We start from the raw sequence: 14,463 nt of genomic DNA on the forward strand, positions 1-14,463 counted from the left end.
CAGAACCAACACCAGAACCAGAACCAACACCAGAACCTGAACCAAAAGAATATGATTCTGAAAATAAACCCCACACTGACAAAAACAAATACTTTTCAGACTCTCCTCATTCTACTGAAGAACGTGATGTAATTTTTGTTGGAACAAAACCAATAATGACTTATGTTTCTGCAACTTTAACTCAACTTTCAACAAGACCCACTGTTACCATAAAAGCTAGAGGAAAAAGAATCACTCAAGCTGTTGATGTCTCTCAAATGATTGTAAAACGAATGGATTCTGTAGGCTATGTAATAAGCGACGTAAGAATTTCATCTGATTCATTAACTTCTCAAGATGGTAAGCAACGTAATGTCTCTACCATGGAAATTGACATTTCAAAAGAATAATTTTAAAATCCCTCTGATAATTCTAAGTGGAATTTTAATTTCAATACTTGTGATATTGTTTTCCAATTCTTCATGTGGAATTCAACACATGGTAATTTTAAATGAAATTAATTCTTATGATGAAACACTTGATCCAGAACTTTGTGAAGTGATTGTTGAAAAGATTGATTTGTTTAATGATAGTTGTGAACCTCAAATAGAAATCCTTGATTGTGGTTAATACTGTGCTTCTTGCAAAAAAGTAATTCCAAAGTAAATCAACATTCCACTTAATCCTATCATCAATATTTTGTAATTTCTATTTGAAAGAATTTTTGTACTCTTTGATGCTAAAAATGAAACTGCTCCCAACCATGCAAAATCCATCCAAATATGTAATCCAAACATGATTAACATGCCTGAAAATGCCCAAATCAGCATTGCGTCTGAAATTAATTTGAATCCTATAGTTAACCACCAAATAATGAAAAATGGATTTAACCCACTTAGTAAAACTCCTGTAATTAATGCCCCTTGTTTTTGATTTTTAATTGAAAATTCTTTCTTTCTAAGAACTGTTCTAATTTGTAATGCTGCAAAAACAAAAAGTGTTATTGCTCCTAAAATAGAAATGATTGTTCTAAATTCTGGAAAACTTTCTAACGAAAAAACTCCGATCCCTAACAAAACCACTAAAGGTAATTCTACCATCGCATGACCTGTGGCCATTTTGATGCCTGATTTTGTACCTTCTCTCAATCCAAATGATATATTTGCTGCAAAAAGCGGTCCTGGTGCCATTACTCCTGATGCTGAAATAATTATCACTAATACTGCAAATTCTAAAAATTGTTCCATCTATCGAATTTTCATTATTTTAATTATGAAATAAACATAGTCAAAAGAACTTACATGTACATAGAATCTTTCATATGTTTTGATTCTTCTTCTGCTTCTTTGATAACATTTTCAGCTTTTTCTGCTTCTTTTTGTAATGCAGAAATATCACATGATGATCCAGGGATTAATTTTGACATTGCTAAACATAATTGTGCACTTGATTTGAAATCTGCTCCTTCTCCATTCGTATTAAAAATAATTACAATGACATCTTGCCCTGTTATCCTAGCTGCATTTAACAATGTTCCCGGGATCCCTGGAACTGTCCCATGTTCCAAAACTTTTAGTCCTGCTTTCTTAATTTTCTCTCTTGCAGAATCTGTACTTCCTACCCCAATCAATGTTTCACTTTCTTTAGAATTCTTAACTGCTATGCTGCTTATTATTAATCCAATTTTGTGTTTTTGTGCCCAATTAAGCATTGTTTTGGCTGTAACTTTGTGTAATGATTGATCAAGTGTAAGATATGATAAAAATATACTAACTTTCAATTCTTCATTTACAAAAATTCTTGATGGATAGTTTGGCTTTCCATCTTTGATTATGCTAATTGGCGGAAATATGTCTGAATCTACAATTCCTGTTAATTCATATTTTGATGTATGTATCATTGATTCTGTTGCAATTGCACTGCTAAAACCTGCTGATGGAAATCCATCAATGAGATACCCTCCTTCCAAATTAAGTGGCTTGAATTCTTTAATTCTAATTTTGGGAAACATGTTTGTTTTTTATTTTTATTAGATAATAGGTTTTGTCTATTTTTGTAATTTCGATACTAGTGCAGCATAGATAAATGGTAAAATTGTTGTAACTTCTGCATGAAGTGTTGCTTGTCTAGCTTTTTGTGTAACTTTTCCCCAAGATATTGCTTCTCTAACTAATGCACCACTAAGACTACCGTCAAATTCTTGTGCAGTCGTAATGTATAATGCATAATCTAATCCTTCTCTATATTGATTCCACCATAATGTATGATGTTTTGAAATCCCTCCCCCAATCATAAAAGCCCCTGATTTTTTGGCTTTGAAAATAAATCCTGAAAGTAAATTTGCATCTCCTGTCATATTCAACTTAAAGTCATTGTGTTTTTGTGTGAACAACCAAATCTGACTTCCTACTGCACCATCCATGATTCCAGGAACTACAACGCTAATGTCATTTTTGTATGCCCAATAGAGAAATGAATCTTCTCCTAAATGTTTTCCAATCATTTTACAAATTTCTGCTGTCGTCATTTCTTTTACTCCATTTTGGTATTCTTCCTCTAAGAATGCCTGCATTTTCTCTTCAATTAATGGTCCATAACTGTCCATAGGCACCAAAACATTGCCTAATCTATGGATATCTTGGTCTGCTAACTCTCTATCATCCATTGTGAATGAACCTTCTTTGTAATGTGAAAAATGTCTGGCAATATCATGATCTAATGCACCACATGTTGTAATTGCTACATCGAACCATTTGTTTTTGATCATATCTTTGATGACTCCTCTTAGCCCTGTTGAAATTACCGCACCGACAAATGAAACAAATTTGAGACATTGTTTATCTGAAATCATTTCTGTTAGAATTGATAAACCATCTGAAAGATTTACTGATTCAAATCCTCCTGATTGAGATAACTCTTCAAAAATTTTCTCTATTGGCATGTCTGGAGTAATTTCTATATCTTTAACAGGACGACCTGGTTCTAACATGATCTTAATCGCCGATGCCAAGTATAAAATCCTGCCTTAATCTTATTGTTTTTTTAATTTCTCTAAGAAAACTTTAAACCCGCCCAATAACACCAATTTTCGAATGGCAGGTAGAATTAAGGTAGGATTAGTAGGAATTGGTAATTGTTTTTCAGGTTTAATTCAAGGTATTGAGTATTATAGACAAAACCCTGATCAAGAAGTTACTGGAATTATTCATGACAAATTAGCTGGTTATGGTATTCATGATATTGATTTTGTTTGTGGGTTTGATGTTGGTGAAAATAAAGTTGGAAAACCACTCCATGAAGCAATCTATGCATATCCTAACATGGTTGATTGGATTCCAAAAGATGAATTACCAAAAACTGATGCTAAAATCTACGAAAGTCCTATTCTAGATGGTGTTGGACTGTGGGTAGAAAATAGAATCAAGCCTGTTGAAAATCCAAAATCTGTTGAAGAGATTACCAAAGAAGTAAAACAGGTAATCAAGGACACCGGTGTTGAAATAATTGTATCTTACTTGCCTGTGGGTTCTGATAAAGTAACTGAATATTGGGCACAAATTTGTCTTGATACAAACACTGCATTTGTAAATTGTATTCCTTCATTCATTGCATCTGACGAGAACTGGGCAAAAAAATTTGCTGAGAAAAATATTCCTTGTATTGGTGATGATATCAAAGGACAAGTTGGTGCAACCATTGTTCACAGAACATTAGCAAAACTATGTAATGATAGAGGTACTAAAATTGAAAAAACTTACCAAATCAATGTTGGTGGTAATACTGATTTCTTAAACATGAAAGAACAAGATAGACTTGTTTCAAAGAAAATTTCTAAAACTGAAAGTGTACAGAGTCAACTTGATGAAAGATTAGATGATGATCAAATTTATGTTGGTCCCTCTGACTTTATCCCATTTTTAGGTAATACAAAACTCATGTTTATGAGAATTGAAGGACGTCAATGGGCAAACATTCCTTACAATATGGAAGTTCGTTTAGAAGTAGATGACAAAGCAAATTCTGCAGGAATTGTAATTGATGCAATTAGACTTGCAAAAATTGCTCTTGATAGAGGAGTTGGGGGTCCAATAAAACCTGCAAGTGCCTATTTGATGAAACATCCAATTGAACAAACTTCTGATGTTAAAGCAAAGGCTGAATGTGAAAAGTTTGTTGCAGGCGATTAATTACTGAAATTTATTAGAATCTGAAAATCTTTTCTTTCTTGCTGTTTCATATTTTTTAAGGTCAAACTCACGTGATATTCCTTGTTCGCCATTTAGTTTGGTGATTTTTGTAGTAACTATTTTGTTATTTTGATTCAAATCCACTATCAAACTATTGCCTCCAAATTTGTGATTCTCGACATTTGCTGCAAGAATTGGGATTCTGTTCTCTAATGCTCTAACTTGAACATACATTTGCCATGGTTCTATGCCTCGCTTGACAATTCTGCTTGGAGATAACAACACTTGGGCTCCTTTTTTGGCTAGAGTGTTTGCTACTTTGGGAAATACCATATCATAGCAGATGACCACTCCAAACTTACAGGCAGTTTTGAAAATTTTAGCCTCTTTTCCAGGCTTGACATTATCTTTTTCATAGTCAAATGGATGTATTTTTTCTTGTTTTCCTATGAATTCTCCTTTTGGCCCAATAATTGGCGATACTATGGATGACTTGCCTCTTATTGTCTCATAAAATGCACCTGGAATTATTGTCATCTGAAAGTCTTTGGCAATTTCCTTAAACTCTCTAAATTGGATATCCCAATCTACAATTTGATTATTTTTTAACCATTGTTCAGGCAAGCATACGATCTCAGTTTCTTTTCTGCCTAATTTTCTTAGAATTTTTGAAACATCTGAAATTGCTTTTTGATCCGTATCATGCGAAGCAGTTTGAATCAATCCTAGTTTTGTCATACTTGTAAACACGTTGCTTGGTAATTATAAGTAGGCACAAGAGGGTTATTGTAAAATATTTTGTCTTTACCGTTACGAAAAATATCATACTAAAACAAGAAAAATTATGCAATAGTGTCAACTAAACTTGTTAAACATCGATTATCTCACCATTTGCAAGAATAACATTATTGGTTCATGTTAAAAAAGTTGAGATCTTTGGTTTCAAGTCATTTGGTTTTAAGAATACTACCGTTCAGTTTGAACCTGGACTTGTATCGATCTCAGGTCCTAATGGATCTGGCAAAAGTAACATCTTAGATGCCATCATTTTTGCAATGGGTGAAAATAAACCCAAAGTTATGAGGGTTGACAAACTAAGATCATTAATTCATGATATTGAAGGAAATCGACGTGGACCAAAAATGGCAAGATCCAGTGTCCATTTTGATAACTCTGATAGAAAAATTCCTGTTGATACTGATACTGTTGAGATTACAAGAGAAATGGATGCCAATGGTGAAAACACATACTATCTAAACAAAAAGAAAACAAATCGTAGTCACATTCTTGATTTGCTTGATATGGCAAATGCTGGACTGGGTCAACTTAATGCAGTCCAACAAGGAACAGTTACAAGAATCTCTGAATTCACATCTGAGGAAAAAAGAAAAACAATCGAAGATTTAATTGGACTTTCATATTTTGACGAAAAAAAGGCTGAATCTGTAAAACAACTTGACGAAGCAGACAGGAGACTGGAAATCGCTCTTGCAAAAATGGGTGAAATCAAGAAACGTATTGATGAACTTGAAGAAGAACGTAATCAGAAACTACGCCATGATATTCTTGAGCGTGAATTAAATCGATACAAGGCAATAGCTGCTGCCAACAAACTCAAAGTAATCTCTGGTCAAAAAGAATCTAAAGAATCTACTTTGCACTCTGTTACTGCTGAAATCACCACATTTGATGGTGAAAGAAATATCTTGAGAACTGAAATTGAAACTTTAGAAACAGAAAAATCAAAATTGATGGCAGAAGCAAATGATTACACTCAAGCAAAATCTGCCCTTGACACCGAAATTGCTACTGCTATGGAGCAATATGAAATTGATAACAGTGCAATTTCTGCATCAAAGAAACGAATAGAACAAATTGAATCTAGACTTCCAGAAATAAAAAATGAACTTGAAGAAGTTGATAGTGCCCGAAATGACATCGATACTCAGATTTTAAAAATTAAAGAATCAATTGAAGAGACTAACGTAAAGAAAAACAAAATTAATTCTGATTTAGAAATTATTGATTCTCAAAGAAATAAAATTTTGGATGAACAATCACAAGCTGCTGCTAAAAAATCTGAAATTGATGAAAAAATTCGAACGTTAACTGCTGAACTAAATGATACAAAGCTCAAACTCTCTAAACTTCAACATGAAAAAGAAGAATCAAAAATAAAAGTTGAATCAAACACTCAAAAACTAAACGGGCTTGAACTTGGAATTGAAGAACTAACTTCCTCAAAATTAAAACTAGAGTCTATGATAAAGAATCATAATGCAACAATTACTGAACTAAAATCTAGAATTCAAATATTACAATCAAAAAAATCTAAAATTGTTTCTGATATGGATGAATGGGGTGAGATTCTAGAAAAATCTAACCAAGCTGCAACGCGTTATGAATCAAAAATCAAAACTGTAAAAGGATTCATGCATGAAGATTACACTGTTGCAAAATTAAAAGAAGATGCAGAACAACTTGGCATTGAAGGTCTTGTTTATGAAATGATTTCTTGGGACAAAGAATATGAGCGTTCTATATTGGCTGTAAGTTCTGATTGGATTAAAGCAATAGTTGTAAAAGACTTTGCCACTCTTCTTGGAATTGCAGAATTTGCAAGATCTAGAAAATTATCTAAACTCAAGATCATTCCTATGGACTCTATTCCTAAATTCAATCTAAAACTGCCTACTGAATCAGGTGTGATTGGTGTACTTTCCGACTTTGTTCGTTGCAAGCCTGCTTATTCTGAACTCAAAACATTCCTATTTGGCAATATTGTCCTTACAAAAACTCGGGAATCTGCTTACAATGTTTCCCAATCTGGATACAAGGCAGTTACTATGGATGGTGAGTACTTTGAGGCAAAAGGTGGCACTGTTGTTATTGATATTGACTCAAAGATATCAAAACTTACAAAATTAATTTCGATGAGTAGTGATGTTGATGGATTATTCCAATCAATTAATGCTGTAAAGAAATATCTTCTATTGAAAAAGAATGCAATTAAAAAATTAGATGATTCTATTCAATTAAATTCAGAACGACTTTCAATATCTGAACAATCATTGGCCTCAACTAATGAGAATTATTCTACCCTTACACCTAGAATTGAATCTGCATTGAATATGAAAAAACAACTCATAGACAGAATTGCTGATTTAACTTCACGTGATCAAAATATCGAATCCGAAGTTCTTACAAATGAATCTCATGTAGAATCTCTGCTAGAACGTATTTCAATTGTGGAAGACAACTATGCAAGCGGTGAACAAACACGTATTGCAAATGAATTATCTCGAATCAATGTTAAGAAAGCAGAGGTTGAAAAACTATACACAACAATAACAAATGAATATCGTGATAAATCTTCTCAACTAACAACATTAGAAACTCAAGATAATCGTGAAAAATCTCAATCTAATCGTCTTCATGATGAAGAACGTTCATTAAATTTGGAAAAAGAAGAACTACAAACAAAAATCAATGAATTGGAAATACAAAAAGAATCAAAAAATGAAGTTCTTGTAAAATTAAGAGAAAAAGAACAAGAACTTATTGAAACATCAGGATCATCAATTGGTCAACTTAAAGAATTTGATGATAAATTAAAAATTCTATCTGAAAAAGACCGAGAATTAACTAAACAAATCAATACTTTGGAGAGACAATCTGATTCTTTGAATAGGGATTTGCGAGATTTGGTGGAAAATGAGGTAAAATTACAACAGATTCTCTCTGCATTTGGCTTTGATAAGGATATGGAAACATTTGATGTGGAATCAATTGTACAAGGATTATCTGCAGAACTAGCTTCACTTAACGCACTAAATGCAAAGGCTCCTGAAACCTATCTTGAAGTGTCTTATGGTTATCGTTCAATGTCTACTAGAAAGAATTCTCTTGAAGAAGAAAGAAACTCTATTGTAAAGTTTATTGAAGATATTGAAAAAGATAAACGGCAAACATTCTTGGATGCATTTGACAAGGTCGATAAAGAAATTAAATTAATTTTCAATAAAATGACTGGTGGTAATGCTTGGTTAGAATTACAAAACGAAGATGATATATTTAATTCCGGAATTTCTTATCTGATACAATTCCCAAATAAACCAAAAAGAGAATCTACATCCATTAGCGGTGGTGAGAAAACACTAGCTGCAATCGTATTTGTACTTGCTTTACAAAAACTCAAACCTTCTCCATTCTACTTGTTTGATGAAGTAGATGCTCACCTTGATGCTCCAAACTCTGAACGTTTATCAAACATTTTAGAAGAAAGGGCAAAAGAAAGTCAATTCATAATGGTTTCATTAAAAGACTCTGTAGTTCAAAAAGCAAAATTGATCTATGGTGTTTTCCCAAAAAATGGTGTCTCTCATGTTGTTACTTACAAGGATAAACGTATGCCTTCTGTTAGAACCACTTAGTTAATTTCTACATGACAAGCTGAAAAGTGACCGTCCTCTATTTTCTCTAAATCTGGCTCTGTTTCACATTTGTCTATTGCATATGGGCATCTATTTCTAAATCTGCAGCCTTGAAGAATGTCTATTCCTGATGGTTCGTTAATTCTAATTTCTTTTTCTTTGTGTAAGTTATCTGGGTTTGGCTCTGATATTGCATCAATTAATGCCTGTGTGTATGGGTGTTTTGGGCTTAATAGAACTTGATCAATTTGACCAATCTCTACAATTTTACCTAAATACAAAATTCCTATTCTTTGACCAAAATATCTTGCAGTTGCTAAATCATGTGTGATATAGATGAATGAAATATTGTATTTTTTTTGTAACTCCTGCATTAATTCGAGCATCTCTGCCCTTATTGATACATCGAGCATTGAAACTGGTTCATCAGCTAAGATGACTTTGGGTTTTAATGATAATGCTCTTGCTAAAACAACTCTTTGTCTTTGTCCTCCTGACAACATGTGCGGGTATTTCTTAACAATTTCTTCAGCTGGTTCTAGCTTTACTTCGTGAAGAACTTCAACCACTCTGTTTTTTCTTTCATTTTTGCTTCCAATATTATGAATTTCTAATGGTTCTGAAACAATGTCTCCGATTTTCATTCTTGGATTTATCGAATCATATGGATCTTGATGAATCATTTGACATCCCATTCTGATTTTTTGTAAATTTTCCGGATTATTGTCGATTTCATTATTTTCAAAAAATATTTTTCCAGAATCTGGTTGTATTGATCTTAAAATTAATTTTGCAATAGTAGATTTCCCTGAACCTGATTCTCCTGCTAACACAAACACTTCTCCTTTTTTTATAGAAAATGAAATGTCATCAGTTGCTCTTACTATGTCTGATTGTTTTCCAAACATTCCTTTTTTGATGAAATACTTTTTCAAATGTTCGATTCTAAGAATATCTTCCAACAAATAACGTTGAACTTAGAAGTATATCAAGAGATATAGTTTGTGCGTAATAAATTGGGTTAAAACTTTTAAGTCCTCTAAAAGGGATTTTAATACTTGAACAACACAGTACAAAAAAACAAAGAATACAAAAAATTTGTTATTGATTCTAGGTTACAATATTTCAAACCTCATGCTACAAAAATAGAAAAAACATTTGCTGAAGAAATTTCTACTAGCCTAGGAACAAATTCAAAATCAATTCATCCTAAATTCTTTTATGACAAAAAAGGCTCTGATCTGTTTGAAAAAATATGTTCTGTTTCAGAATATTATCCAACCCGAACAGAAATTTCTATTCTAAAAAAATTACAAACTGATTTGTCTTCATTCTTAGATGAAGAATATAGATTAGTTGAATTAGGAAGTGGCTCATCCATAAAGACACGATTAATCTTAGATTTTTTGACAACTTCTCAAAAAACTACTGAATATTTTCCAATAGATATATCTGAAATTCTTACCGAAAGCTCAGAAGAACTTCTAAATGACTACAAGAATCTGACAATTACCGGTATTATTGATACTTATGAAGGTGGTTTAGAATTTTTGAAGACATACGATGATAAAAACAATCTTATCGTTTTTCTAGGTTCTAGTTTTGGTAATTTTTCACCTGTTGATGGTTACAAATTTTTAGAGAAAATCTATTCTACCATGAAACCTGGTGACTTGTTTTTGATTGGACTTGACCTTGTAAAAGATACATCTATTCTCGAATCAGCTTATAATGACTCTGAAGGTGTTACTGCTAAATTCAATCTTAATGTTTTATCTAGAATTAATGATGAACTTGATGCCGATTTTAATCTCAAAAACTTTTCCCATCATGCTATTTACAATGAAAAGGATCAACGAATTGAAATGTATTTGAAATCATTGTCGAATCAATCTGTTGTTATTTCCAAATCCGATATGGAATTAAAATTACAAAAAGATGAATTGATCCATACTGAATACTCACATAAATATCGCTTATCTCAAATTCATGATCTTCTTGATGATGTGGGATTTGAGTTAAAACATACCTGGCTTGATGACAAAAAATATTTTTCGTTAACCTTAGTTTCTAAAAATTAATCAAAATTCTACCTAAGAATGATTTCTATGTTTTGGACTCCCGATCTTTTAAGTAAATTCAACGACATAAAGAATTAGTGAATAAAATAATTCCTTTTTTGATTGGAATTGTAATTATTGCAATAGCTGTATTTGGAATGAGTATGGATTTTAGCACAGAACCCATTCCTCCTGTAACTCAAAATGATCTCAGAATTATGATTGATAACTGGATGAATAATCCCGTCGGTGATGGAATGGAACAAAGACTAGAGATTATGAAGGCATTTTACACCTTTGAAGAATCAGGTCAGCAATTAACTGATGATCAAGATGGAAGGGTGATGTTAAATCAGATTAGGAAAATGGTTAGTTTTGACATTCCTAAAGTTGAACTTGATCAAATAAAGCAAGAAATACGAGATGAACTAAAAGAACTTGGTTTTAAAATTCAAGATTGACCTATAACGTTTCATTGTTAGTTTTAGCTTATTTCCAACTAGTTTTTTAGTAAATAAAATGATTGATTTTTCATGGCTGACTTGATTGACAAGACTGCAGATTATATTTTGGAGCTTGCAAGCTCTCAGCGATTGAATATCTTAATTGGATTATTAACAAAACAATCTACACCCACTGCTTTTGCAAAAAGTATTAACTCTACAAAACAAGAAGTTCATAGAAATTTTTCAAGATTAGAAAAAGCTGGTTTGATCAAAAAAAATGTTGGAGGGACATATTCTTTGACCACTTTTGGACAAGTTGTGTGTACACAGGTACCATCACTTGTATTTTTGTCGCAAAATAGGAAATATTTTGAGGATCACAATTTTGGTGATATTCCACACAAATTTCAAATGCGTTGTGGTCAACTAGCAAACTCTCAATATGTTAAAGGCGTGTCAAAAGTTCTTGAAACTTGGAAGTCTATCTATAAAAATTCGGATGAATATATTTATGAAATTTTATCTGAAGTTCCTCTTGATCTAATTGAACCTCTTGTAAAAAGAGTCAAAAAAGGTGTTAAATTCAATTACATCTTTTCAGAATCTGTTGTTGTTCCAAAGGGGAGAAAGGCATTACTCAAAAAACTTGGATTTGACAAGCTAATGGAAAAGGGACTCATAGAAAGAAAAATGGAGAAAAATGTTCAAACTATAGTTGTCTTAAATGAAAAAGAAGCCTGCATAATGTTTCCTACGTTAGACGGGGAATCTGATATTAGCGAAATGCTTTATTCTGATGATCCGATGTTTCATGAATGGTGTCTTGACTTTTTTAGATATAGTTGGTATGGCTCTGATATTTTCAAAGAAAGTAAGCTAAAGGAATAGAATTTAAGCCTAAATTCATTAAATTTTATTTTTTTAATCTGCACTTATTCTGTTGCGTAGTGCAAATAACCCTATCATGACACTGGCAGCTGAAATAATATTCAATAACGTAGTTGTTTCAGCTAAAACAATTGCCGAATATATAATACTGAAAACCGTTGTTGATGAATATATCAAAACAGTTCTAATCGCACCGATTAGTCTTAAGGCCATCACAAAAAACATCATTGTCACTCCAATTCCTAAGAATCCCACAATTGACATTATGGAAAATTGTTCTAGTGTTATATCAAATGGGATTTGAAATAAGAACATTAATCCTAATGTCATTAAGGCACCTGTACATGACATGATGTGTACTATATGGCGTGTTTTTATAGAATCATCTAGTTTTTTTGCAATAAATGTATCAAGACAATAAAAAAATCCTGATAATACTATTAGAAGATCTCCAAACATAAAATCTGAGAAATCCCATTGATTACTTTGAATATCTACTCCAACTGGAATTAATATGGAACCTACTACAATTAGAAAGAAAGGTATCATTTCTTGACGTCCAAGTTTTTCTCTAAATATCATAATTCCTAATAATATTGCAAAAACTGTTTCAGAGTTTACCAGAATTGATGCATTTGTTGCACTTGTTTCTTGTAATCCCACTGTATAACTTAACGTACCTGATGCTTCAGCTGCTCCCAATAAAATAAGTAATATCCAAGTTGTTTTACTTGTCTTTTTTTCTACTGATTTCTTTTTTTTGCGGATTGGAGAAAACAGTAAACTATTTGCAACATATATCACAAAAACAATCATCAATGGATTTGGAATTATTTCATTGACAGATTGTTCTCCCATCATTGATTTTGGTATAACATTTGGTAGAGCTGAAAACGCTGCTGCAAGTAAAGCAAATAAAAAACCTACTCCAACAAGGCTGATTTTGGGTTTTGAGAAAATCTGTTTTTTTCTAATTTGGATATCTTTGATTTTTTGAATTAATTGCCTGTTTTCAGGCATTAAAACTACACCCCATTATGATAATTGATACCATTATTGGAAATACACATACTTGAATATAGTACTTTTTTCCAAAAATTGAAATAATGGTATGCTCATAAGTTACTAATCGATTATCATGAGCACTGTGAATATTCCTGACGAATTCGATAAAATAATAAAAAATCTTCCTCTTGAAGAAAGATTTGAAAAAATCCAAGAAATTTTTAAGACTTCAAAAGATGAATCCGAACGTTGGGATGCTGTTTGGCTTGGAGGAGAAATTCCTGTTGAAGTTAATCTCAAAGGCCCTTTATTTGAAAAAATGACTGATTTATTTGCCTGGGTTTTGAAAAATGATCCTAATGACGTTGTACGTCATGAAGTCTGTTATCAAATTGCAGCTAGAAATATGAGAAGAATAATACCTGATCTTGCGTATGCTGCAAACTATGATCCTAGTCCTCTTGTACGACATGAGGCAACTGAATGTCTTATGATAATTAGGGCCACTGATCAGATAGATGCAATTCAAAGATCACTTAAAGATGAAAATGAAAGTGTTAGAAATACTGCTAAACTTGTTCTCAAAAGAATGAATAGATACAAATCACAATTTAATGCAGAATCTGAATGGGTTTCAATCTAAATTGTTTTTAGATGCTTGATTAATGCATAAATGATAAACATGTTAGCTACATACCAAACTATTGTTACAGGATGAGCATCAAAATACTCTCCAAATATTTCCAAATGATAATACCATATGTCTCCTGCTGCATTGAACATCAATCCCAATGCCAAAAGTAACCAGACAGCTCCTAGTGTACCTTGTTTGAATATAGATGCCCCTACAATTGTAAAAGACAATGTTACTGCAGCCCCACTTACAAATATCAGTCCGTAGTAAAAGTCAAAATTGATCTCTGCATCTGGAACTCCTAAAGACATTGCTACATAAACTACAATTGCAAAAACGGGGATTGCTGGAACCCAAATTTTCTGTAATTTTGTATATCCTGAATGAAAGAATCGTATGTTAAGCAACAAATGTCCTAATGTCAACGGATACAAAGCAAAAAAGAAGATATCTGCGACTGATGGATATGGCTCTATATTCAAAAATAACTCAAATGAGTAATAGAGCAATTCTGCAATTACATATGCTATAAAACCAAATCCTAGAAACAAATATGCTTTTCTTAAAATGCCTGTTTCATTTTGTTTTGATACGACAAATGCAGTTACGGCAACTCCGCCTGAAAAAATAATTGAAAGAGAAAATGCTAACATTCCGCCATCTTCTTCAGGTAAAAATTGCATTATTGCAAAAATTGCAGAACCTGCAACAAGTATTGCAATTATGATAATTGGGTTTAATGGATTTGTAAGTTTATCTGGAACAATTTCTGGTTTGTTCATATATTAAACATTAATCCCGATGTTAAATGTATTTCTAGATATTTTAAAT

14 protein-coding genes and 1 pseudogene are annotated in these 14,463 nt (G+C 32.2%); 8 read left to right on the forward strand and 7 right to left on the reverse strand.

From position 1 onward, the window contains the following. Both ACX12B_RS02615 and ACX12B_RS02620 read left to right on the forward strand, forming a co-directional pair. Positions 1-389, forward strand: a pseudogene (locus tag ACX12B_RS02615) (DNA-binding protein); the annotation flags it as partial. An 88-nt stretch (positions 390-477) separates the two neighbouring features. Continuing rightward, positions 478-609 (forward strand): hypothetical protein, encoded by a 132-nt coding sequence (locus tag ACX12B_RS02620; protein WP_459352504.1) that lies wholly within the window; start codon positions 478-480, stop codon positions 607-609. On the opposite strand, the gene ACX12B_RS02625 is transcribed toward ACX12B_RS02620, so the two are convergent. Genes ACX12B_RS02625 through ACX12B_RS02635 form a run of 3 tightly spaced genes read right to left on the reverse strand, consistent with a single transcriptional unit; the run spans position 606 to position 2,968 of the window. Then, a complete protein-coding gene (locus ACX12B_RS02625; protein ID WP_459352505.1) occupies positions 606-1,226 on the reverse strand; it encodes a LysE family transporter in 621 nt (206 codons plus the stop codon). The genes ACX12B_RS02620 and ACX12B_RS02625 overlap by 4 nt on opposite strands. Positions 1,227-1,276: 50 nt before the next feature. Further along, the gene (locus ACX12B_RS02630) at positions 1,277-1,990 is read right to left on the reverse strand and encodes a proteasome assembly chaperone family protein (protein WP_459352506.1); all 714 of its coding nucleotides are present in this window, start codon (positions 1,988-1,990) and stop codon (positions 1,277-1,279) included. Positions 1,991-2,026: 36 nt separating this feature from the next. Beyond that, entirely contained in the window at positions 2,027-2,968 is a 942-nt protein-coding gene (locus tag ACX12B_RS02635) for a deoxyhypusine synthase (RefSeq protein WP_459352727.1), read from the reverse strand. Positions 2,969-3,071: 103 nt separating this feature from the next. Between ACX12B_RS02635 and ACX12B_RS02640 the strand changes: the two genes are divergently transcribed. Then, positions 3,072-4,166, forward strand: a complete 1,095-nt coding sequence (locus ACX12B_RS02640) for an inositol-3-phosphate synthase (RefSeq protein ID WP_459352507.1) — start codon at positions 3,072-3,074, stop codon at positions 4,164-4,166. Here ACX12B_RS02640 and ACX12B_RS02645 read toward each other — a convergent pair whose 3' ends face one another. Continuing rightward, entirely contained in the window at positions 4,167-4,904 is a 738-nt protein-coding gene (locus tag ACX12B_RS02645) for a carbon-nitrogen hydrolase family protein (protein WP_459352508.1), read from the reverse strand. 170 nt (positions 4,905-5,074) lie between these two features. Between ACX12B_RS02645 and ACX12B_RS02650 the strand changes: the two genes are divergently transcribed. Next, positions 5,075-8,599 (forward strand): chromosome segregation SMC family protein, encoded by a 3,525-nt coding sequence (locus ACX12B_RS02650; protein WP_459352509.1) that lies wholly within the window; start codon positions 5,075-5,077, stop codon positions 8,597-8,599. Here ACX12B_RS02650 and ACX12B_RS02655 read toward each other — a convergent pair. Then, on the reverse strand, positions 8,596-9,561 hold the full coding sequence (locus tag ACX12B_RS02655; RefSeq protein ID WP_459352510.1) for an ABC transporter ATP-binding protein: 966 nt from the start codon (positions 9,559-9,561) through the stop codon (positions 8,596-8,598). The two genes, ACX12B_RS02650 and ACX12B_RS02655, sit on opposite strands and share 4 nt — an antisense overlap. A 96-nt stretch (positions 9,562-9,657) precedes the next feature. On the opposite strand from ACX12B_RS02655, the gene egtD reads away from it, so the two are divergent. The 3 genes from egtD to ACX12B_RS02670 all read left to right on the forward strand — a co-directional run bounded on the left by egtD (position 9,658) and on the right by ACX12B_RS02670 (position 11,993). After that, entirely contained in the window at positions 9,658-10,680 is a 1,023-nt protein-coding gene (gene egtD / locus ACX12B_RS02660) for an L-histidine N(alpha)-methyltransferase (RefSeq protein WP_459352511.1), read from the forward strand. A gap of 77 nt (positions 10,681-10,757) precedes the next feature. Further along, a complete protein-coding gene (locus tag ACX12B_RS02665; protein WP_459352512.1) occupies positions 10,758-11,120 on the forward strand; it encodes a proteinase inhibitor in 363 nt (120 codons plus the stop codon). Positions 11,121-11,192: 72 nt separating this feature from the next. Beyond that, positions 11,193-11,993 (forward strand): helix-turn-helix transcriptional regulator, encoded by an 801-nt coding sequence (locus ACX12B_RS02670; protein ID WP_459352513.1) that lies wholly within the window; start codon positions 11,193-11,195, stop codon positions 11,991-11,993. A 33-nt stretch (positions 11,994-12,026) separates the two neighbouring features. On the opposite strand, the gene ACX12B_RS02675 is transcribed toward ACX12B_RS02670, so the two are convergent. Then, the gene (locus ACX12B_RS02675; protein WP_459352514.1) at positions 12,027-13,013 is read right to left on the reverse strand and encodes a DMT family transporter; all 987 of its coding nucleotides are present in this window, start codon (positions 13,011-13,013) and stop codon (positions 12,027-12,029) included. A 118-nt stretch (positions 13,014-13,131) separates the two neighbouring features. On the opposite strand from ACX12B_RS02675, the gene ACX12B_RS02680 reads away from it, so the two are divergent. After that, the gene (locus ACX12B_RS02680) at positions 13,132-13,641 is read left to right on the forward strand and encodes a HEAT repeat domain-containing protein (RefSeq protein ID WP_459352515.1); all 510 of its coding nucleotides are present in this window, start codon (positions 13,132-13,134) and stop codon (positions 13,639-13,641) included. On the opposite strand, the gene ACX12B_RS02685 is transcribed toward ACX12B_RS02680, so the two are convergent. After that, a complete protein-coding gene (locus ACX12B_RS02685) occupies positions 13,638-14,414 on the reverse strand; it encodes a histidine kinase (protein WP_459352516.1) in 777 nt (258 codons plus the stop codon). The two genes, ACX12B_RS02680 and ACX12B_RS02685, sit on opposite strands and share 4 nt — an antisense overlap. Between the last annotated feature and the right edge of the window lie 49 nt (positions 14,415-14,463).

The organism is Nitrosopumilus sp. S6, from assembly GCF_054515815.1.